Origin of the sequence: Bacteroides sp. HPS0048 (genome assembly GCF_964240755.1) — a bacterium.
Classification (GTDB): Bacteria; Bacteroidota; Bacteroidia; order Bacteroidales; family Bacteroidaceae; genus Bacteroides; species Bacteroides nordii.
The window spans coordinates 68027-91703 of sequence record NZ_CAXSVC010000016.1; the positions used below are offsets into that span (position 1 = coordinate 68027).

A 23677-nucleotide genomic window follows, 5' to 3' on the forward strand; every position below is an offset into this window, starting at 1 on the left:
AATAATCTGATACTACTTTTCACAGGTTTATATCGAAAATAAAAATCAAATGATGAATTAAATCTATTATAATTATGAAACATCTTAATTTAAAACTGATGCTTCTGCTTTTATTGCAGTTTGGCATAGTGAATGCTCAGAGCCAAAAGGTGAAAGGTATTGTGAAGGACACATCCGGAGAGCCGTTGATAGGAGTAAATGTCTTATTGAAGGGCAGTACTGTTGGGGCAATTACGGATTTGGACGGTGCTTTTGATTTGAATGTGAATGGCGATAAAGGTGTCTTGGTTTTTTCTTTTGTAGGTTTTGAAACAAAGGAAGTGCCGGTTAAAGGACGCAATTTCCTGACTGTTATTCTTACAGAAGATAATACGCAATTGGAAGAAGTTGTTGTGGTGGGGTATGGAACTCAAAAAAGACAAGAGATAACCGGTTCTGTAGCCTCTGTCAATAGAAAAGAGATAATGACTGTCAGTACTGCGAATATAACCAGTGCACTTCAAGGTAAAATTCCGGGATTGAATATTAAGCAGAATACGGGTGAACCCGGTACTTATGACAATAGTTTTAATATTCGTGGTTTGGGTGCTCCGATGGTTATTGTCGATGGAATTCCCCGGGATAATTTCGACCGTATCGATCCCAATGAAATAGAATCGGTTTCGGTACTTAAAGATGCTACGGCAGCTGTATATGGTGTTCGTGCTGCCAATGGCGTAATTTTGGTAACTACCCGTAAAGGAACAAAGGGACGGACAGAAATAAATTTAAATGCTTCATACGGTATGCAGGGTATCACAAAATATCCTAAATCTGTAGATGCTTATGGATATATGGAATTATACAATGAAGCAATGGCTAATAGAGGTGAAACGACTCCGACTTATTCTCCGGACTTGATAACTTATGGCAGTCCTTATGCTAATGTCAATTGGTATGATGAAATTATAAGAAAGAATGTTCCTCAATATCAAGTTAATCTTACCGCTTCCGGAGGTACGGATAGGATTCAGTTCTTCAATAGTATCGGTTATTATTCGGAAGAGGGATTGTGGAAATCGAAATCTCTTGATTATGAGCGTTTTAATCTGAGATCAAACATTACGGCTCAGATTACCGATCAGCTTACAGCTGAGTTCCAGATAGGAGGTTTTATAGATACAAAGAATGCACCTCCTTATGATCCGGGAGATATTCTCAAATCGATTGGTGCTCAGGTTCCTATTTATGAAATCTATGCGAACGGTAATCCTGATTATCTGGGAAAACAATATAACGATGATAATAATGCATTGATAAAAAGTTCAAATGAATATGCCGGATACCGTAAAACGAGCAATACACAGATACAAGTTACCGCTTCGCTTCGTTGGGATATCCCTTTTGTGAAAGGTTTATGGGCCAAAGCTCTTGTTGCTTATGATCCTAAATTTTACAAGTCTAAACTTTTTAGTAAGCAGTATCGCACTTATCAGTATGACAAAGCTACCGGTACTTATTCGGTTGCAAATACGTCAGCCATGTCGAGTGTAACGGAATGGAGAAGTGATACGGCTACTCCTACTACGCAGCTTTCTTTAAATTATGAAAATAAGTTTCAGAATAAACACAATGTGAAAGCTTTACTTTTGTTTGAAACCCGTAAATGGCAGACTTCTGAGTTGAGTGGAAAGCGGAATACTTTAATGGATGCTGTCGATCAGATTTATGCCGGATTGATTGATGATGCCCGTGAAATAAACGGGAGTGCCGATAGAAATGCAAATGTGGGATTGGTGGGCCGTTTTGATTATGATTATTTATCTAAATATTTAGTACAAGCCAGTTTCAGATATGATGGCTCTTCCAAATTTTACAATAAAAAATGGGGTTTCTTCCCGTCTTTGTCTGTAGGTTGGAGAATTTCCGAAGAGAATTTTATCAGAGACAATTTCTCTTTTATTGATAATTTGAAGTTGAGAGCTTCCATTGGTCGTATGGGAGATGATAATGTGGAACCTTATTTATGGATGATGGCTTTCAACTATCCGGGAAACGATAGTTATATGTTGGGTGACGGTTCTTTAATACCAGGAGTGGGTGTTCCGCAAATACCTAATGCAAATGCAACCTGGTATACTTCTACGACTAAGAACTTGGGTATAGATTTAAGTTTGTGGAATGCTGCTTTGACGGTTGAGTTCGATCTTTTCCGCCGTGACCGTGATGGATTGCTGGCAAATCGTATCGTTTCAGTGCCCGGAACATTCGGTGCAACTTTTGCGAAAGAAAATATAAATTCGGATATGCAGGAAGGATTTGAACTTGTCTTGGGACATAGTGGTAAGGTGAGAGACCTTTCTTATCAGATTCGTGGAAACTTCACTTATACTTTAAATAGAAATAAGTATGTAGAGAGTGTACCGTCCGGAAACTCGTATGATAACTGGCGCAATAATAAGAATAACCGGAATAGCAATATTCTGTGGATGTATCAGGCTAACGGACAGTTTGTAAGTATGGATGAGATCTATAATAATCCAGTTTTGGGTGGAGTATATAACAAATATTCTTATCTGCCGGGTGATATAAAATATGTGGATTACAATGAAGACGGTATGATTGACGAATGGGATATGCAACCCTTGATGCGTAATAATACTCCTATTATGAACTTCGGCCTGACGCTTAGCGGCCAGTGGAAAGGACTGGATTTGAGTATGTCATTCCAGGGAGCTTCCATGTTTAATGCAAGAATGAATGCAAGTCCGTTACAGTGGGGAGGAAGTGCATGGGACATTTTTATGGATCGTTGGCATAAAGTAGATGCCTCGGGTAATGTAAACTCTTTCGATCCTAACGGAGAATGGGTGCCCGGAAAATATCCGAGTACACGTATTCAGGATCCGCAGAATTATGGAATTGAATCGAGCTTCTGGTATAACAACTGTACTTATCTTAGACTAAAGAACCTTGAAATTGGCTATACATTCCCAAGAAAATGGACCAAATTCGTCGGTGTGAACTCGCTGAGATTATATGCTAATGGATATAATCTGTTTACTATCCAGTCTTCTGACTCTGACTATATCGATCCGGAGAATCCAGGTGGAGGTATTGACAGATACCCTATTATGAGGAATTTTAATTTTGGGATTAATGTGAACTTTTAAAATTTGTCGCCATGAAAAGAAAAATATATTTGATACTTGCATTGATGATGGGCTTGTTTTCGTCATGCAACGATTTTTTGAACTTACCTCCCTTAAATAAAATAACGGAAGATCCGATTTTTGGAACGGAAGCAGGCATTGAAGCTTATATGTCGACTCTGTATAATCGGTTGCCTATCGAAGATTTTAATTATGGTTCGGAATCTGGGTTTAACAATTGGGTTTCCGGTTGTTTCGTTCCGGCGCTTAGCTGTGATGAGGCTATACATTGTGAGTGGCCGCATGAGATAATGGGGCCTACAGGCAATGGAATGTGGAATCAGTGGTGGGCATATGATAATGTTCGTAATGTAAACGAGTTGATTGAGAAGCTCGGTACATCGGTACTATTTACTGAAACAAGAAAAACTGAACTTTTGGCGGAAGCACGTGCTATCCGTGCCTGGTATTATTTTGGTATGGTAAAGCGATATGGTGGAGTACCTATTATAGAGACTCCTCAGGTTTATGATCCCGATAATCTGGAGGCTTTGCTGGTATCCCGGAATACGGAAGAAGAAACTTACAACTTTATCTTGAAAGATTTGAATTATGCCATCGAAAATTTACCGAAAGAGAGGGTTGCAAGTGAAAAATATAGAATGAATCGCTTTTCGGCAGCAGCACTTAAAACGAGGGCTATGCTTTTTGCAGCCTCTATTGCTAAGTATGGTACGTATGATAAAAATGGGGTGGTAGGTTTTGATAATTCTGATAAAGCTAAAAAGTATTATGAAGAAGTGATTGCTGCCGCAGAAATAATTATTGGAGAAGGTAATTATAGTCTGTACAGAGCTAATGCTGATAAGGCAAAGAATTATCAACAATTGTTTTGGGTAAAAGACGATTGTCCGGAAATTATTTTTGTAAAGAAGTACCAGTATCCGGGTAAAACCCATAATTGGGATTTATGGAATTCTCCTTGGGGGTATCGTCTGCCCGAAGGGTACGGATCACGTTTAAGTCCTACGTTAAATCTTGCGGAAGCTTTTAAAATGGCTGATGGAACATCGGGAGCATTGAATACGAATTCATCCGGATGGGTAGTGGATACATCGGGCAAGATTCAGGAATTTGATAAACGGACAGATTTGTTCAAAGGCCGTGATTCCCGTTTATATGCTACCATTATGATTCCCGGTTCCGAATGGACCAATGCGAAAGGTGATGTAAGTGGAATCATTGACATTCAGAAAGGAGTGGTTGAACTTAATGGTCAAAGTGTAAAAGTCCTGAAAGAAGGTGGAGCTTTCACGGATGAGATTCAGTATGGTGATACAGTTTTGAGTGTGATTGGTAAACAGGGAGTAGGCGGAACTTCCGAATCTACTATTACAGGATTATACATTAAGAAGTTTCTTTTTGAAGGAAATGCTCCGAATGATCCGAAACATAGTAGTCAGGACCAGGATTGGTTGGAATTCCGTTACGCAGAAGTTCTGTTAAACTATGCAGAAGCAGCAGCCGAACTTGCTTCGTCAGGTGAAACAAAATATGTTTCTAATGGCCTTACTTATTTGAATGACGTCCGTGACCGTGCGGGAGTGGAGGATGCACCAGCTTTAACTGTTAAAGCGGTTCGTGAAGAGATGCAGGTAGAATTTATGTATGAAAATCATCGTTTTTGGGATTTGAAGAGATGGAGAGAAGCCGATAAGGTGATGAATAATGTAAAGATGAAAGGCTTGTATCCATACTATGTAGCTAATACGAAAAAGTGGATATTCAAGAAAACAGAGATTGGTAATGCACATGACTTTAAACCTTATATGTATTACATCCGAATCAATGATGAACAGATTAATCTGAACCCGAATATTGTTCAGAATCCCGGATATTAATTGATTAATAAAAAAGAAAGATATGAAAAAGAATATATTGTTTGTATTGCTTACTGTATTGTTATCTTCTTGTTTTGAATTAGATAACTATGATGCTCCCAATGCCGGAATTAACGGTAGTTTGATAGATAGTGAAACTGGCGAAGTTGTATATACGGAACAGCCCGATGGTTGTCGTATCAAACTACTCGACCTGGGATATAAAGATCCGACCCCTCTCTATTTCTGGGCGAAAGCGAATGGTACATTTCGTAATGTTGCCTTATTTGGAGGTGACTATAAGGTATCACCGATCGAAGGTCCTTTCTTTCCGGTGGCAGAAGAAGAACTGACTTTGAAAGGAGTAACCGATCATAATTTTAAAGTAACTCCTTATCTGAAAATAAAATTAATGGAAGTGATACCCGGAGAGGCTGGAAAAGTGACTGTGAAATTTTCGTTGAAACGTTCTGCTGTTCCCGAAGGAATGGAGATTGGTAAGAAAACGATTTCCGAGGTATGGCTTTTATGTAATACGATGCCGGTTGTGTCTTATTACAATGGAGGATACAATGACGGGTTGAGTGTGAAGAAGACTTTAAGCCGGACCAGTGACGAAACGATCGAAAGTAAAGATCAGGAAATTACACTCGATAAATTGGAGAGTGGGGTAAAATATTACCTGCGCTTGGCGGCTCTTTCCAGTTGCAGTTATAACTCTACTCTGAAACGATATAACTACTCTGAAATATTTGAATTTGTAGCTCCTTAAACAACATGAAAATGAATAAAAGAAGAATATTATTTTTTGTAGTAAGTCTGGTTTACGTGTTTACTGTCCAGGCACAGAATGGTAAAGATGTTTATTTGGATATGAATGCCCCCCGGCACGAGCGTATTCTTGATTTATTATCTAAATTGACCATTGAAGAGAAGATCTCATTACTGCGTGCGACTTCACCGGGTATTCCACGACTTCATATAGATAAGTATTATCATGGAAATGAGGCGTTACACGGAGTTGTACGTCCAGGAAACTTTACCGTATTTCCGCAAGCTATCGGATTGGCTGCTATGTGGAATCCTCAATTGCTGAACGAGATTTCGACAGTTATTTCAGATGAAGCACGTGCAAGATGGAATGAGTTGGAACAAGGGAAGAAACAGTTGGGGCAATTCAGTGATTTACTTACATTTTGGTCTCCTACAGTAAATATGGCAAGAGATCCGCGTTGGGGGCGTACCCCGGAGACTTATGGTGAAGATCCCTTTCTGTCCGGAAAACTCGGTGTTTCATTTGTAAAGGGGCTACAGGGAGATGATCCCCACTATCTGAAGATAGTATCAACACCAAAGCATTTTGCAGCAAACAATGAGGAACATAATCGTTTTGAATGTAATCCTATCATTAGTGAGAAAGATTTGAGAGAATATTATTTGCCGGCATTCGAAAAATGTATTATCGAAGGAAAGGCTGCTTCTATAATGACTGCCTATAATGCTATTAATGATGTTCCTTGTACGTTGAATAACTGGTTGTTGAAGAAAGTTCTCCGCCATGACTGGGGATTTGACGGGTATGTGGTTTCCGATTGCGGAGGGCCCGGTTTTTTGGTAACACATCATAAATATGTGAAAACATTGGAGGCTGCTGCGGCCTTGTCTATACAAGCAGGTCTTGATTTGGAGTGTGGGGATGAAGTCTATATGGAACCTTTGCTTAATGCCTATAAACAGTATATGGTAAGTGAAGCGGAAATTGATTCTGCTGCTTATCATGTCTTGAGAGCCCGCATGCGTCTCGGTCTGTTTGACGATCCGGCTTTGAATCCTTACAATAAGATATCTCCTTCTATAGTAGGATGCGAGAAGCATAGTAAGTTGGCTCTTGAGGCTGCTCGTCAGAGCATCGTCTTGTTGAAGAATGAAAAGAAATTCTTGCCACTTGACTCTAAAAAGATAAAATCGATAGCTGTAGTTGGGATAAATGCAGGAAATAGTGAGTTTGGTGATTATAGTGGTACGCCGGTTAATCAACCAGTGTCTATACTCGAGGGAATTAAAAAGAGAGTGGGAGATCAGGTCGAGGTAATGTATTCTCCCTGGACTTCATCTGCTTTGGGATATGAGATGATAACGAAATCTTATTTTCCGAATGGTCTGAAAGCTGAATATTACGATAATAAGGATTTGGCAGGTACTCCTAAAGTACGTATAGATGATAACATCAATTTCGAGCCGGCCAATCAGGCACCGGATCCTTTCTTGCCAAAATCTCCATTGTCTATCCGTTGGAGCGGTGATCTTGTACCTACTGTTTCGGGTAAATATACATTGGCTTTTGCCACCGATGACGGTTGCCGGTTGTATATCGACGGGAAGAAGATGATAGATTCATGGCATAACAGAGGCGTGCAGGCAGATAGTATATCTCTATTTCTGGAAAAAGGAAGAAAATATGAATTGGTTGCTGAATACTTTGACAATGGAGGTGAAGCATCTGCCAAACTGTATTGGCATGCACCAGACACCAATAAAAAAGAGTTGATAGATTTATATGGAGAGGCTGGTGACATCATGAGAAAATGTGATTTGACAATTGCTGTATTAGGAATAAATAAATCCATTGAGCGTGAAGGACAAGACCGTTACTCGATTGAGTTACCGAAAGACCAACAGATTTTTATTGAGGAAGCTTATAAAATAAATCCAAATACCGCAGTGGTTCTGGTTGCCGGTAGTTCATTGGCCATAAACTGGATGGACGAACATATTCCTGCTATTGTCAATGCATGGTATCCCGGAGAAGCGGGAGGTACTGCTGTGGCTGAAGTTCTGTTTGGTGATTACAATCCCGGAGGAAAACTGCCTTTAACCTATTATCGCAGTTTGGATGAATTACCCGCATTCGATGATTACGACATCCGTAAAGGACGTACTTACCAGTTCTTTGAGGGTAATCCCCTGTATGCGTTTGGACACGGGCTGAGTTATACTACTTTCTCTTATAAAAAGCTAAGTATCGATCCTGCCGGTGATGTAGTGAGAGTAAGTTTTACTCTGAAAAATACCGGAAAGTATGAGGGCGATGAGGTCGCTCAGTTATATGTGAAATATCAGGGAAGTGACTCTCAGGTAAAACTGCCTTTAAAACAACTGAAAGGTTTTGAACGGATACATCTGAAAAAAGGAGAAAGTAAGCAGATAAATTTGACTGTTCCAAAGTCTGAATTACGGTTCTGGAATGAAGAGGAAGGGGAATTTTACACTCCTGCCGGCGATTATCTGTTTATGGTTGGTACAGCCTCTGATGCTATACAACTTCAACAAATAGTTACTTTAAAATAAACTAAGGTATGAAGAAAACAATAATGATATCGTTATTATTGCTTTGTGTCTGTACTTTCACTCAGGGAAAAGAGTTTCCGGCTTTTTTCCCGAAAATGAAAGCTGTACAGGAAGCTGTATACTTGAGTATTTCGACCGATCAAACCGAAGCAAAGTTAATATGCAGGGTATTTCAGGGAATAATTAACCGAGATTCAGCAGAGCTCTTTTTAGGGGATGATTCACATGAAATAACCTGGTTCAAATATACTAAGAAACCGTATAGACGTCCGGCTTATAATGTTAGTACCGGTGAGAATAGAGCACTGCGTACTTTATTTCGGAATTATAAAGACCGTTTGGACAAACTTATCGTGTGCGATTTTAAGGTAAACGGATTTAATTGGAATATGGCTGTGATGATAGCTTGTGCCGAGAATGCTTTGCCTGTTAGTGAAGAATTGAAAAACACATTGGTGGAAGAATTCGGTTGGGACAAAGAAATTGTCGATATACGCAATCGTTGGTCTACGTTGTCGGAAGCTTATGATTGGGCTTTGGTGGAACTTATGCCTAAGTTGAATAAAAAAATAACCTTCAGCCTTGGACTGCGCGATGATTGGGAAGGTTTTCCATGGCGGTTATACGACTATGCCGTTGCAACCCGTTCTTTTACTTTCTGGCTTGACAACCATTCTACAGAGGGGAAAAATATCATTAAGCGTATACTTAATACGGAGGGTTATCCTAAAAACTCATTTGTACTGGGATACGGAATGCATGGCGATGATTTGAATGATGCTATTAATCCTGAAGGATGGGGCTTTCTGGTAGGGGATATTTTCCCGAATGCAAGTTTTTATTCTTCTTTTCCAACAGAAACATTTAAACAACCTGAACCAAAGGCTGTAACTGCCGAAAAAGGAAAAGTGTACGTAGCATTGCATTGGAGTGACGGTGACAATATTCAATTTAACCACAATGCCACATATGATATTTTTAATCAGAAAGGTAGGGGAAAGGTTCCGGTTTCGATGACATTATCGCCTGCATTGATGGAGATTGCTCCGTTTATCCTGCGGTATTACTATGAGAATGCAACGGAAAATGATGAATTTATCGGTGGTCCGTCCGGCGTTCAGTATATTCAGGAAGCTCTTTATAAGCCGATGGATTATGTACGTTGGTGTGAAATGAATGGTGAATGGCTTTATCAGGCAGGTATGTCTGTCACGGCCTCTTCTCTTCGTTGGCCGGCACAACCATTCTTTAATAATGGTTTTGTGAAAACCGGAGTACTGGGAACTATTGCATGGACTAACGGTGCCTATCGGGATGCTTATGATTGGTTAGGGATGCCTGTAATATGTACCGGAGGAGTTGTTTCTAATAAGAAGGAATTGTATAATTATCTTTCCGGTGTTTCCGTATCAGAGAATTATCCGGTTTTCACAGGAGTTTATATGGTACAGGCAGGAATGGGAGGAGATGGTTATCCGGGTATTAACAGCGTAGTAGAGCAGTTGAATGCAGAGTTTCCCGGAAAGTATGTCTTTCTAAAGGCCAGCGATTTAATGGCAACTTCACGTCAATATTTTGAAAGTGTACATGCCCCTTATAAAGAATTGAGTATTCCGGGACGCATAGAAGCAGAAGATTTTGATAAAGGTGGTCAGGGAGTGGGTTTTTATGATACTTCTAAAAGTAATCAGGGAGGGAAATACCGAACAGAACCCGGTGATTTTGTGGGGATAGGAGAAGGTGGAACGGGGTATTATGTCGGTTGGACTGCTACTGGAGAATGGTTGAATTATTCTGTTGATGTACAAGAAGCCGGTGTTTACAGAATGGATATTAATTATTCATCTACTTCTTCTAAAGCAGGAGTTACCGTGATGCTTGGCGATAAAGTTCTGACTACGGTTGAATCACAAAAAAAATCGGAATATTCCGATTACAGTGTATATGTTAATCTGTCCGAAGGGAAACAGATGCTGAAAGTCTTGTTTCTGGATGGTAGTATGAATCTTGATTACATAGATTTTACTCGTACGGAGTACAATTTACCCGAAATTCAGTCTGATAAAACATATAAAATAGTGGCAAAACATAGCGGGAAAGCGATTGGATTATCTGTTGATAACCAGGTGAATGGTACGAGCATTGTGCAAAAAACTTATGTAGACGAGGGCTCCTTGTCATGGAATTTGCATTTGGTTGGTGATGCTTTTTACGGCTTTCAATCGGGTAGTTCGAAACTTTTTATGACTGTTAGAGGGAATAAGTATATTCAGCAGTTCCCGTTTGATACGACTGTCGATGTGGCTAAGTGGGGGATACAATGTGTAGATGAAAACTATTTCTGTATCACTGCAAAAGGTACGGGTACTGTTCTTGAAGTGGTTGATTCTTCTGATAAAGAAAACGCAGTTCTTGGTCTGGTACCTTTTACAGGCGCGGATAATCAATTATTCTCAATACAAGAGATTGGTGATGTTACTGGAATAGGAGGTATTGAAGTGGTAAAAGCGATTACTTATCCGAATCCTTTCACCGATTATATTAATATATCAGTACCTGCTAAGGAAGGTGGGAAGTTCACACTGTACATTTATACCTCTTCTGGTAATCTGGTCTATAGTGATTCACAGGTCGTAGCTGAAAATGTAGTGACTTTTACCTGGAATCCCGGTTTTAGTATTCCTAAGGGTCTTTTTATCTATTCTCTTAAGGGAGATACTTTCTGTGCCGGCGGGAAAATAGTGAAACAATGAGATACTTTAATTTATTAACTTAAAAAGAATGTTATGAAAAAAGAGATTTTTACTTTGATGATTATGTTATTGTTCGGTGCGAATTTATTTGCACAGGATCTGGTCTTCAAGATGACTGAGGACAGTGGAGTTGAAATTATTAACGATGCGCGCTTTGATGTGATTAATAAGTGTGTCGGTAATACCAAAGAAGGTACTACCCTGCGTTTAGGAGAAGTGGATTTTGCTGATGGACAAAAATATGCAGGTTGTTCTGTTGAAATTGCTCATGAGAATAAGGCAATGGAAGGTTATCTGGACTTCTATCTTGGTAATCCGGACAATGGTGGTGTTCTGATTAATGACGTACAAGTGAACGGAACAGGTGCATTTCAGTATTATCGTACCTTCCGTTATAACTTTTATGCGGAAGGAGGAGATGTTGCTCGTCCGACAGGTAAGGGTGATGTGTATGTAAGATATCGTGAATGTGAAGGTAATCTTAAAAAAGTTGTTTTCTATACGGAGGAATTAAGTGATTCCGATATGGGTGAAATGAAAGATCCGGTATATCAATATCAATCGTTATTGGCAAAAAATGCAGAGATTGTAGAAAAAGCAGATTCTGATCCTCACCTCAATGATGAGGGGGCAATTGGATGGACCGGAGAAGGTGTTGTAGCAAAATTTGCTGATGTTGACTTTAAAGATGGTAATACTTATCAGCAGATAGCAGTAGTATCTACACATGGTGGTGGTACTAATCCGTCAGGTTTTCTTATGCTTTATATTGACGACGTGAACAATGAGGATAATCTGGTAGCTAAGATCTGGACGGCAAGAGATTTCTTTTGGACAATGTATGGCACTTTGGCTAAGAATATTACTAAAAAGATTAGCGGGAAACATGATTTATATGTGAAATGGACAGCTGCGACTAATTTGAAAGAAGTTCAATTGATTGAAGGAACACCCTGGCAAATGGAAGATGACGAACCGGAAAAGATAGAACTCATTGATGAAAAACTGACAGAAAGTGCATATACTATGACTTTCGATGCTATGGGTGGTGTTGAAAATCCTGCTGAAATTATAGCGGTTGGTACTGATGGAGCACGGTTTGAAGGTTCAAATATCGGTTATACTTCAAGAGGAGTAGTGGTGAAGTTGAGTGGAGTTGACTTTAAAGACGGAATATTTAAACGTATTCTTGTTAAACACTCTTCTGACCAGGCTAAAATCAATAACAGCTCATTTGATTTTTATCTTGATTTGCCTTTTAGTAATGAAGAATTTGCTGATTTATCGATATTGGAAGGGCAATCGGTTTTGGCAAGTGTTGTTGCACAAGGCACTAATAATTGGAGTGATCCGAAACGTACGGGAACTGATATGAGCACAACGGTAACGGGTATTCATGATTTATACATGGTTTTCCAAATCGAAAGTGGTTGTAATGTATTTGAGGTATCTCTTGATGTTCCCGCCGGAGCATCTTCTCTTGGGAAGAACATACTTGGAGATATTGTGAACGTTTCGGCGGATAAAGGGATGATAAGAATCGATGCGACTCAAGCATTGGAAATGTCTATCTATAATATGTATGGGCAGATGGTGGAAAAGGCATTTGTAACGAATGGAATTTCAACGTTTAGTCAATCACAAGGAATATACATGTTGAAGTTTGTGACAGAAAAAGGTGAATCAATCACCACGAAAGTAATCGTAAAATAAATTCTCTTAGATATTTGATTATCGTCCGGTAAGGAACATCCGATTCTTATCGGACGATATTTTTTAGATGTAGTTCAAAAAAATGTAAAAATAGAGCAATGAGGATCTATCTCTTTTTTTGTTTGTTCTTATCTTCTCTTTCGGTAGGAGCACAAGGGATATTACCGTTTAATAACCCTGATCTACCGGTTGAAGAGCGGGTAGAAGATTTAGTACGGCGTCTCACTCTTCACGAAAAGGTATTGTTGATGTGCGACTATTCATCGCCGGTTCCGCGTTTGGGCATCAAACAATACAATTGGTGGAATGAAGCATTGCATGGTGTGGGACGTGCAGGCTTAGCCACTGTTTTCCCACAGGCGATTGGCATGGCTGCTACCTTTGATGATTGTGCTGTAAAGCAAGTTTTTGAATGTGTTTCTGATGAGGCTCGTGCTAAATATCATCATTCCGAAAATAAAGATGGAAGCGAACGTTATCAGGGGTTGACTTTCTGGACTCCTAATGTGAATATTTTCCGGGATCCCCGTTGGGGAAGAGGGCAGGAAACCTATGGAGAAGATCCCTATTTGACTTCCCGGATGGGATTGGCCGTCGTTCGTGGGCTACAAGGGCCTCCGGAAAGTAAATATGATAAACTTCATGCATGTGCCAAACATTATGCATTACATAGCGGCCCGGAGTGGAATCGTCATAGTTTTGATGTGGAGAACATTTCTCCCAGAGACTTGTGGGAAACTTATTTGCCGGCTTTTAATGCTTTGGTACAACAGGGAGGAGTTAAAGAAGTAATGTGTGCCTACAATCGCTTTGAAGGCGAGCCATGTTGTGGCAGTAATCGTTTACTATATAATATTCTCCGTGAGGAATGGGGATTTGACGGGCTTGTTGTATCTGACTGTGGTGCAATCAGTGATTTTTATCTTAAAGGACATCATGAAACACACTCTACCAAAGAATCTGCCGTTGCTGCTGCCGTGAAAGCCGGAACGGATCTCGACTGTGGTGTGGATTATCAATCTTTGGAAAAGGCTGTTGAAGAAGGAATAATAACAGAGAAACAGATCGATGTTTCACTTTCCCGTTTATTGAAAGCCCGTTTCGAATTGGGGTTGATGGATGAAGAGCATTTAGTTTCCTGGTCTGATATACCATATACGGTTGTTGATAGTGAAAAGCACCGGGCGAAAGCTCTTGAGGTAGCACGAAAATCGATGACTTTACTGAAAAATAAGAATGGCACGTTACCTTTATCTAAGCATTGTGGTAAGATAGCGGTTATAGGTCCTAACGCAAATGATTCGATTATGATGTGGGGTAATTACAACGGTTTTCCTTCTCATACAGTCACTATCCTTGAAGGAATTACCCATAAGTTAGTTGGAGGACAGGTGATTTATGATAAAGGATGCGAGTTGACTACAGGGGATACTTTTGTCAGTTTATTCAATCGATGTTCTTGGGAAGGAAATATCGGTTTTAAAGCTTCTTATTGGAATCAACTGGAGTTTGCAGGAAAGGAAGTGACCGAAACACTGGTCGGTTCTCCTTTTAATTTTCACACGGGTGGAGCTACGGTCTTTGCTCCGGGAGTAAATTTAAATAACTTTACAGCATGCTATCAAAGTATATTTTGTCCGGAAGAAGACAGGAAAGTAACTTTTAATATAAATGGGGATGACGGTTACCGGGTATTTGTGAATGGTAAAAAAGTGATTGATTATTGGGGGCAACATGGTGCCGAATCCCGGTCTTATATCTTAGATGCACACGCCGGAATGAAATATGATATCAGGATTGAGTATATGCAGGCCGGAGGAGAAGGTATATTGCAATTTGACTTAGGATATACAAAGCACTTTAATCCGAATGAAATAGCAGCAACGGTAAGTGATGCCGAGGCTATTGTGTTTGTCGGAGGGATATCTCCGAAAGTGGAAGGAGAGGAATTACCTGTTTCTTTTCCGGGATTTAAAGGAGGAGACCGGACAGTAATTGAATTGCCACAAGTACAGCGTGATCTATTGCAGGAATTATATAAGACAGGGAAGCCGGTAATTTTGGTTTTATGTTCGGGAAGTGCAATCGGGCTGTCTACCGAAGTAGATCTGGCAGATGCCATTATTCAGGCTTGGTATCCGGGGCAAGCAGGAGGTACGGCAGTAGCCGATGTTTTGTTTGGAGATTATAACCCTGCCGGACGTTTACCTGTCACATTTTATAAAGCAACGGAGCAACTTCCGGATTTTGAAGATTATAGTATGCAGGGACGTACTTATCGTTACTTTAAGGGAGAAGCTTTATTCCCATTTGGGTATGGACTGAGTTATACTTCATTTGAAATTGGAGAAGCTCAATTGAGTAAGAAAAGGATTCATGCGAATGAGTCGGTAAATCTGGATTTATGGATTAAAAATACAGGAGAACGTGATGGTGAAGAAGTAATACAGGTTTATATACGTAAGTTGAAGGATAAAGAAGGGCCGTTAAAAACATTGAGAGCTTTTAAGCGTGTTCATGTAAAATCTGGTGAGAAGAAACAAATTCCTATTCATTTGCCAAATGACAGCTTTGAATTTTTTGATCCTGAATTTAATGTAATGCGGGTAATGGCAGGAGAGTATGAGGTTTTGTACGGAACATCTTCCGAGGGAAAAGATTTGAAGAAGATAAAGGTCAGAATTCAGTAAATGAATTGATAATATTATTAATAACTTGACTACTATTTATGGAGTAGGCTTATAATGGATATTGAAAAATGACAAATAGATATTTAAAACTCTTAGCCGTATTATTGTTGATGACATATACTGCTTTTGCCGGGAATAAAATTGGTATTTATGATTTGCGTTATACACTCCATGCTGATTTGAATACAACGCAAGGACTCGATTTGGCTTGGGATGATGTTCATGCTGTGTCTACCTTACAAGGAGTGGTAAACAGGGATATTCCCCGGTTGTATGTTTACTTTGTGATGGAGGGCGATAATGATATCGATGGTTATTGGTGGAATAAATACAGTCAGAAGGGAGAATGGTTGTGCGGACGTGAAACTCGGACGTATCGGACAATGGAGGATTTATTCACAGCATATGTTCCTTATATAGAAGGGGTGGTCGTTTATGATGGTAAAGTTCCCTCTACCAGCAATGTGGCGTCTTCCGTAGCAGGTATTGAAAATTTGGTAGCCATTCGTTACGACGATACTCCCGGAAGTTTATATGATCGCCTTGTACTGCATGGACCTAAATTACCGGTGAAAAGATGGTTGTTGAATCCCGATGGCACTTCTATGTTTACTGGTAAGACAGGAACAAAGATCCCGGAAACAGAACGTTACTCTACCGGTTCTTTGAAGAACGATCCTTATGTTTGGTTTATAGAGAAATACCTGAAAACAGGTAAGTGCAATACGGAGTTTGCCGCTTATTATATTGACCAATATTGGAAGCAAAGACCTTTTGCTGCTGTAAAAAATCATCATACCTTGAGTAATCATGACTTTTTTGTGAGTAAACGAGCTTTCTTTTTCGATTTATCTCCCTGGGGAGACGAACCGGCTACTGATGAGCCTTCTCAACCTGTCGGTACAGATTTGAATACTTTGAAAGAAATGTTGTTATTGGCTTATCAACAGAATAAGAATGAAAAGATGTGTTATGTCGGAGGGTTTCCTTCTTGGGCCTATAAGTATACAATGCATGCTTCTGGTATTCACGACGATGTGCCTACGGAATGGGAGTTCAGCCGTATCATCAGTGCATACAATGCTTTTAAGGATGCGGACGCCATCAGCTATGGTGCGTTGGCGAATGCCTCTTTTTGGCAACACTTTCCTACAAAAAAGAAATATGCTCAAGATTGGATTTCTCGTAAAGAACTACAAAAAAGAGGATTACTGACAGCAGATGGTAAAGTAAACGTGGACGGCAGGAATTTTATTATCTTTTATGTCGGCGATTATGATGCTTCCGCATGGATATCACAACGTACACCTTCTATTTGGGATGATCCTAACCGGGGGAAATTACCATTGATGTGGTGTATCAGTCCTGTATTGGCCGAACGTGTACCGCATATTATGCATAACTTCCGCACAACGGCTACCCCAAATGATTATTTTGCTTCGGCCGATAACGGTGCGGGATATATAATGCCGGGTATGTTGCAAGAACCTCGTGGATTGTCAGGACTTCCGTCTGGTCTGGAGGTATGGGGCAGGCATTGTAAGAAGTATTATGAGAAGTGGGGTTTATCCGTAACCGGTTTTGTTATCGACGGACAGGCTCCGGGATTGAATAAAGAGGGTTTGGACTGTTATGCTTCTTTTAGTCCGAATGGCATTGTACCTCAGAAGGTCGTAACTGCCTCATTGCATGGTAATATGCCTGTAATTCGTGCCGATCTGGATATAAATGACGATGATCCTAAAGTTGCTGCCGCAAGAATCGTGAAACGTGTGAAGGAACGTTCGGCATTACCTTTTCATTGGTTTCGTAATATTCTGAAGCAACCTACCTGGTATTGTGAAGTGATGGATGAGGTGAAATCACAGGATGAAAACATTGTGTTGTTGGATGCTCCTGCGTTTTTCGAACTGCTGCGTATTTATCTGAAAGAACATGATTCGGTGATAGAGTAAAAATCAGTTTAGGCTTGTCTTAAAACAATGCAAAATCTTCTATATAAAGTCTTTGTGTGGAATTTTTTGGCCATCATGTGGAAAAATTGATTGGTTGGATATCGATTGTTATTCGATTTTATTGCACAATTTGTTCAATTGGGAGATTGAATAGAATGTGCAATAAAAAAGAAAAGGCTTGCATTAGCTTTGTCTTTCGAAAAACAATTCATATCAATCATGAAAAACGAATTCAAGTCTTTTCTTTTGGCTGCTGTTTGCAGTCTTGGGCTTGCTTCTGCTTTTGCGCAAGCCCCGACAGTTCATACCATCGGCGATTCTACGATGGAAGAGAAATCAACTGATCCTTCTGTTAATACTAACGGCCAGCGTGGATGGCCTCAGATGCTTCCACAGTTTATGGTTAACGGTGCTACACTGAATAACCGTGCCAAGAGTGGGACAAGTTCTAAAACATTTTATGAAGAGAGCCGCTTCTGGACAACGGTAAAACCACAAATCAAAGAGGGAGATTATGTTGTCATCCAGTTTGGACACAACGATGAGAAGCATGCAGGAGCCGATGGAGAGATCGGAACTTATCCATGGACTACCTATCAGGAGTATTTGAGAAAGTATGTAAATGAAGTTAGAGAATTGGGAGCTAATCCAATTTTGTTTACTCCTATTGTACGTGGTTATTTCAGTGGAAATAAAATAACGGATAAAGGAGCCCATAACTTAGGAGCAGATGTAATAATGTCTTCCGGCAAAAATCTGGATTATGTAGCTGCCATGAAAGAGGTTGCCCGGGAACTGAATTGTCCATTGGTGGATCATACTGCCCTGACACGTGAAATCTGCGATGAATACGGAGAGGAGAAGGCAGTAGAACTTATATATAATGTAGGAGACGGTACTCATATAGGAGAATATGGAGCTACTCTTTACGCTCGTCTGGCTGTACAAGGCCTGGTGGCAAAGGGATTATTGACAGAGTATTTTAATGCTGATCCGGATGTATTGATTAATCCGACGACTCATAATTTTGGAAAGAGTTATCTGAATGCTGGTTCTGTGTATGCTTTTTCAATCAGTGGCATTGATTTAACGCCGGGTAGTGGTAAAGTAACTATCTCTGCTTCAGAGGGCTTTGTGGTTTCTCTGAATGCTATCGGAGGTTTTGCTTCTGTAGCGGAGATTGGGTATGAAAATGGAAACTTGCCCATGACTTCTGTTTATGTAAAATTCCTGCCAACAGAGAAAGGTGTAAAAAGCGGGACGCTAACTGTGAGTAACGGTACAAGTATTAAAACTGCAACTCTGACTGGTGAGGGAGTCTCTTTTGAGGGAGGAGTAGAAGCTCAGGCTTATTGGCAGTTAAATCAGGATACCAAGGCGGTTGTTACCGGTCCGATATTGGCAGCAGAAGAGGTTTTTAGCCAAATGTATGCTGATCGTTATGCCAAGCCGGGTAATCCGACTACCTGGATAGATGGATTGGTAGATCCGGAGACAAAAACACAGCGAAACATTATTGAAGGTGATGACTGGCCGGAGAATGAAATTGATGTGAACTATAGCCGTTATATTGAGTTTTCTGTAACTGCCAATGCAGGAACTACTTTCAATATCGATTCTATCGGACTGTATGCCGGTGGTTCCGGTGGCAATGGTATGTGTTTTCGGGTAATGTGTTCTAAGGATCCGGGATTTGGCGAGTATACACTGATAAGTAACCGTCCCTCTAATGTATCCAATACTATGTATCCCATTTCTCTGAAAGAGATTATAGAACTTCAAGGAGAAGAAACACTTTATTTACGTGTATATCCCTGGTATAGCAGTAAATCCAATCGGAAATCAATTTGTCTTTATGGCGTCACAGTGAAAGGAGTTGTAACAGAAGGAGAGATTACCTCTATAAGAACTGTAGACAGTATGAAGAAAGCTTATTGTACTCCGGCGATAACTGCTGACCGAACAACTTTGCATTACGAACTTTCCGAGTCAGGCTTGGTGGATATTACTTTATACAGTATAGAAGGACGTGCTATGCTGAACTATAGTAAGAATCAGGAAACCGGAATTCACACACACGAAATTGATCTGAGAGGATTTTCTGATGGAGTTTATCTTTGTAAGTTAGTTACGGGAACTCAGATGCAAACAATACGTATCGTCAAAAAATGAAATGAGTTTTATGAATAATAAAATAATATATCATGAATAGGAATTTTTTATTAAAAGGCTGTCTGGCTGGAATATTGGGGCTTGCTACACAATTGGTTATAGCTCAAACTTTTGACAACGAAAAAGTTACAGCGACATGGGGAATGTCCGGTGGAGTCAATGAACCATCACAGGCTGTTGTCAGTAATGAACATGCTTTTAGTACAACTGCTTTTGTTTTGGGTGGAGAGATGAACTTCTCCAAACAACAGGAGTATAAAGGGCTTGACGAAAATCTGAGTATGAATACTTATAAGCCAAGCGCTCAAATGAGTGGAGCAACAGATGGGTATGATCTGATTTACTCTATAAAACCAGCTAAAGGATTGATTTTTCAACCGGGACAGATTTCTTTCAAAATGGGTGTATTTGGCACAGGAGGTGGTATGGTGGATGTTTATTTGAAGTACGCCGATGGGACTAAAAAAACGGTGGCAGGTACTATCAAGCCGAATCGTTCCGGAACCTCTGTAAATGCCACTGAATGTACATATGATTTAGGTAGTATGTCGGCAACTGATGAAGAACTATCATTGATTATCAGTGTATATAGCCTGGCAAACAATAAAGAGATAGGTTTCAGTAATGTGATGGTTACAGGTACAGTAAATGGTACAGCTGTAGAAGTTCCGCAATATAATGTAGCAACAAGTATGGAACCGGAGAGTGCAGGCACTGTTAATCAGATGCCGGCAGGCAGTTTGATGGATGAAGATACGAAAGTAACTGTGACAGCTTTTCCAAAGTTTGGTTTTCATTTTATTAATTGGGTGGATAATAGTGGCAAAGAAGTGTCGGCGGAAAATCCATATTCATTTGTAGTAAAAAGTAATACTTCATTGAAGGCTGTTTTCCGGGAAGTGAACACTTATACATTTTCTACCCGTTGCATCAACGATCTGGAAATGCAGATTGGTTCTGTTACATTGAACCCGGAACCAACTGAAGGGAAGTATGAAGAAGGCGTGATAGTAACTGCTACAGCAAACGAACTTCCAATTGCACGATTTTTGAACTGGGAAGATGATTTTGAAAATTCCAGTGTTACAACAACCGAGCGCAGTGTGACGGTAAAACAAAATACGGAACTTATTGCAAATTATGAGATTCAGGATTTCATTGCCGCTTATAATTCCGATAAAGCAGAGATTTGGGCAAACAAAGGGAATTATCCGTTTGCTGCCGATTATACCTGGGACTTAGAACGTAATGCTACTGCTTCTGTTGTGAAAGTGAATGATGGAAGTTCATTGAACGGTAATTCGAGTGGTACTCCGGTAGTACGTATGCGCAAGGGAGCTGTCATAAGTTCGGTCAATGGTTTGTATATGAACGGATATCGCAGTACGGATGTGGCAATGCAGATTCAGTTTTCGACCAGGAACTTTACAACCGTTCGTTTCACTGCAGCTTTGGTTGCAAAGAATGCCGCAACTGTAAACTGGAAGGTGCTTTATTCTACAGATGGTACTATTTATAAACCTGTTATGAATAATAACGAAGAGTTGATTTATAAATTGGTCAACGGACTGGCTACAAGTGTTGATTTTGAATTGCCGGGTGAGGAAGTTGCCGATAAAGAAATGGTATACATTCGTTTTACTGGTACAGGTGATGAGGTTCTTAATGATAACAATGGTGAATATAACTTCGATAAAGTCGATTCGGAAAGTGGTTTGAATTATACCGACCATAGTGAAACCGGTTTGGGTAATATTTATGTATTTGGTACTCCGGTTGTTGAGGAAGATCATGAGGCACCTGCTATCAAAGCTATTGCTCCGGCAGATAAAGCTACTGGTGTGTCAGCCAGTGGTAAGATTACGATTTCTTATAGTGAACGTATCCAGGCTGGTACAGGAGAGGCTACATTGACTGGAAACGGTAAAACGATTACACTTGAACCGGAATATGGAAGTTCTTCTGTCTCTTTCCGCTATGTAAATTTGGCTTATGCGAGCACATATACTTTGGCACTTCCGGAAGGGTATGTGACTGATCGTTCCGGCAATAAAGCACCAGCTGTCAGCAGTAGTTTCACTGTGATGGAGCGTATTAAACCGGAAGCCCGTCTTTTTAATGCGATAGTAGATCAAAGTCTGGAAGTTAGTGTTATGCCAACCTCTACTGCAATAGGTCAATATAAAACGATTCAGGAAGCTATTGATGCTGTGCCCGTGACTAATAACAAACCCTGGCTTATTTTTATAAAAGCCGGATATTATAATGATTTGAATAACCGGACATTCTCTACCGGGAAATATACCTGGGAAGATCAGAGTGGCAAACTATCTGCTTCGGAAGACAGCCGTATTATAGTGGTAGATCGTCCGTTTGTGCATCTCATTGGTGAAGATGTAAATAAAGTAACGATCGCACAAGACCGTATTGCAGGAAGTAATGCTGCTGACAAGAGTCAACCTTGGTATAATGTGGCAGAAGGTGCCACACTGGTAATTAAGTCAAATGACTTTTATGCGGAGAATCTGACGATTGATAATGAGTGGTGGACTAAATATGAAGGGAATGAAACACGTGGTCCGCAAGCATTGTCCCTGTATGTGGAAGCAGATCGTGTAGCTTTCAACAACTGCCGTATCCGTTCTTATCAGGATACATACCTGAGTCCGAAAACAGGAAATACAAATACGGGTAATAATCAACCTCACTATTATGACCGTAACTATTTCCGTAATACTATGATTGAAGGTGCAGTCGATTTTATTTATGGAGGAGGCGATGTCTACTTTGATAATTGTACGCTGAATATTGTACGTGAATCGGGAGGTTACATTGTTGCTCCGTCGCATTATACTGATCTTAAGGACAATCAGGGTAATATTACACAAGTAAGTACGCGTTGGGGATATGTATTCAAAAATACAAAGATTACTGCTCCCGATGGTAAGGAAGATAAAACACAGGTATATTTCGGACGTCCCTGGCACAATGAGCCAAAAACTGTATTTATCGATACGGAATGCCGTGTGAAACCGTATGATGGTTATTGGTATCCTACAATGGGTGCTGTGCCTGCTCTTTGGGCTGTGTACAATATATGGGACAAGAACGGATATAAAATGAGCGAAACATCTATCGAAGACTATTGGTACGAAAGCAATGGTGAGACGATTCGTGGTAAAGCAAAAAACTTCCTTACGGATGAAGAAGCTGCTTCGTATACATTAGAAAATGTGCTGAGTGGTGACGGAAGTGATGCTACTACCGGCGTATGGAATCCACTACCAATGGTAGAACAAACTGCCAAACCTGTTATTAGTGGGATAGAAGGAACTGCTATATTCGGTTGGACTGCTGATGAATATGCTATCTGCTATGTAATAAATATTAATGGTAAAGTAGCCGGATTTACTACTGAAACCCACTATGAGGCAAATTTGAATGATGTAGTTACTGTTCAGTCTGTTAATGAATACGGTGCATTGAGTGAGGCTTCAGATGAATTTATAGTAGGAAGTATTGGTACTGGTGTTGAAAATACTACTTTGGAAAACAATATTAGTGTAATAGGGGGGAAGGGCACCATTTCTGTACGTGGTATTGAAACAGCAACAGATATCAAGATATACGGTATAAACGGTACTTTGGTACAAAGTCTGGAAGTTCATCGCAATGTATCACTCTCTGTTCCGGCAGGGCAATATATTTTGAAGGCAAATAATTCGGTATCCAAGGTGTTGGTTTACTGATGAATGGTATAGGTCTTCTTGAGGGAGAGAGAGGAGGCATTGAAAAAGATGTTTCCTCTCTCTTTATACTGTAGCCATACTTTTTAGATTAAGCTCTGTATTTCTTTGTACTGCCATCCTATTGGCAAGGTGTTGCCAACAGAATGGCAAAGTGTTGCCAATGGGATGGCAAAGTATTGCCAATAGGGTGGCAAAACAAACAGTTTTACCCTCTTTGTTTTTCTTCATATAGTATAACTCTATCACGAATTATAAGTACTTATCCAACAATAATTTTATCATTATT

General features: G+C 40.0%; 11 protein-coding genes. 10 read left to right on the plus strand and 1 reads right to left on the minus strand.

Going from position 1 to position 23677, the window contains the following annotated elements:
• Window positions 1-74 precede the first annotated feature (74 nt).
• From ACESQI_RS13750 to ACESQI_RS13795, 10 genes are all read left to right on the plus strand, one after another.
• Window positions 75-3152, plus strand: coding sequence for a SusC/RagA family TonB-linked outer membrane protein (locus ACESQI_RS13750; RefSeq protein ID WP_373126345.1), 3078 nt, complete (start codon window positions 75-77; stop codon window positions 3150-3152).
• A gap of 11 nt (window positions 3153-3163) precedes the next feature.
• On the plus strand, window positions 3164-5032 hold the full coding sequence (locus tag ACESQI_RS13755; RefSeq protein WP_373126346.1) for a RagB/SusD family nutrient uptake outer membrane protein: 1869 nt from the start codon (window positions 3164-3166) through the stop codon (window positions 5030-5032).
• A gap of 22 nt (window positions 5033-5054) precedes the next feature.
• On the plus strand, window positions 5055-5783 hold the full coding sequence (locus ACESQI_RS13760; RefSeq protein ID WP_007484297.1) for a DUF3823 domain-containing protein: 729 nt from the start codon (window positions 5055-5057) through the stop codon (window positions 5781-5783).
• Window positions 5784-5794: 11 nt separating this feature from the next.
• The gene (locus tag ACESQI_RS13765; RefSeq protein ID WP_373126349.1) at window positions 5795-8359 is read left to right on the plus strand and encodes a glycoside hydrolase family 3 C-terminal domain-containing protein; all 2565 of its coding nucleotides are present in this window, start codon (window positions 5795-5797) and stop codon (window positions 8357-8359) included.
• An 8-nt stretch (window positions 8360-8367) separates the two neighbouring features.
• Window positions 8368-11112: a carbohydrate-binding protein gene (locus ACESQI_RS13770; RefSeq protein ID WP_373126350.1), complete on the plus strand. Its 2745-nt coding sequence runs from the start codon at window positions 8368-8370 to the stop codon at window positions 11110-11112.
• A gap of 33 nt (window positions 11113-11145) precedes the next feature.
• A complete protein-coding gene (locus ACESQI_RS13775) occupies window positions 11146-12825 on the plus strand; it encodes a T9SS type A sorting domain-containing protein (protein WP_373126352.1) in 1680 nt (559 codons plus the stop codon).
• A 98-nt stretch (window positions 12826-12923) separates the two neighbouring features.
• On the plus strand, window positions 12924-15515 hold the full coding sequence (gene xyl3A, locus ACESQI_RS13780) for a xylan 1,4-beta-xylosidase (RefSeq protein WP_373126354.1): 2592 nt from the start codon (window positions 12924-12926) through the stop codon (window positions 15513-15515).
• Window positions 15516-15583: 68 nt separating this feature from the next.
• Entirely contained in the window at window positions 15584-17470 is a 1887-nt protein-coding gene (locus ACESQI_RS13785; RefSeq protein ID WP_368106863.1) for a hypothetical protein, read from the plus strand.
• Between the two features lie 219 nt (window positions 17471-17689).
• Window positions 17690-19642 carry a GDSL-type esterase/lipase family protein gene (locus ACESQI_RS13790; RefSeq protein ID WP_195348476.1) on the plus strand — a complete coding sequence of 651 codons (1953 nt, stop codon included), beginning with the start codon at window positions 17690-17692 and terminating at the stop codon, window positions 19640-19642.
• Between the two features lie 32 nt (window positions 19643-19674).
• Window positions 19675-23391, plus strand: a complete 3717-nt coding sequence (locus ACESQI_RS13795; protein WP_373126356.1) for a pectinesterase family protein — start codon at window positions 19675-19677, stop codon at window positions 23389-23391.
• Window positions 23392-23454: 63 nt separating this feature from the next.
• Here ACESQI_RS13795 and ACESQI_RS13800 read toward each other — a convergent pair whose 3' ends face one another.
• Complete coding sequence (locus tag ACESQI_RS13800) at window positions 23455-23619, minus strand: hypothetical protein (protein WP_155896537.1); 165 nt, start codon at window positions 23617-23619, stop codon at window positions 23455-23457.
• Window positions 23620-23677: the final 58 nt, after the last annotated feature.

Coding starts and splice junctions, on each gene's coding strand:
- ACESQI_RS13750 (WP_373126345.1), top strand. CDS start 75: ATGAAACATCTTAATTTAAAACTGATGCTTCTGCTTTTATTGCAGTTT.
- ACESQI_RS13755 (WP_373126346.1), top strand. CDS start 3,164: ATGAAAAGAAAAATATATTTGATACTTGCATTGATGATGGGCTTGTTT.
- ACESQI_RS13760 (WP_007484297.1), top strand. CDS start 5,055: ATGAAAAAGAATATATTGTTTGTATTGCTTACTGTATTGTTATCTTCT.
- ACESQI_RS13765 (WP_373126349.1), top strand. CDS start 5,795: ATGAATAAAAGAAGAATATTATTTTTTGTAGTAAGTCTGGTTTACGTG.
- ACESQI_RS13770 (WP_373126350.1), top strand. CDS start 8,368: ATGAAGAAAACAATAATGATATCGTTATTATTGCTTTGTGTCTGTACT.
- ACESQI_RS13775 (WP_373126352.1), top strand. CDS start 11,146: ATGAAAAAAGAGATTTTTACTTTGATGATTATGTTATTGTTCGGTGCG.
- xyl3A (WP_373126354.1), top strand. CDS start 12,924: ATGAGGATCTATCTCTTTTTTTGTTTGTTCTTATCTTCTCTTTCGGTA.
- ACESQI_RS13785 (WP_368106863.1), top strand. CDS start 15,584: ATGACAAATAGATATTTAAAACTCTTAGCCGTATTATTGTTGATGACA.
- ACESQI_RS13790 (WP_195348476.1), top strand. CDS start 17,690: ATGAAAAACGAATTCAAGTCTTTTCTTTTGGCTGCTGTTTGCAGTCTT.
- ACESQI_RS13795 (WP_373126356.1), top strand. CDS start 19,675: ATGAATAGGAATTTTTTATTAAAAGGCTGTCTGGCTGGAATATTGGGG.
- ACESQI_RS13800 (WP_155896537.1), bottom strand. CDS start 23,619: ATGAAGAAAAACAAAGAGGGTAAAACTGTTTGTTTTGCCACCCTATTG.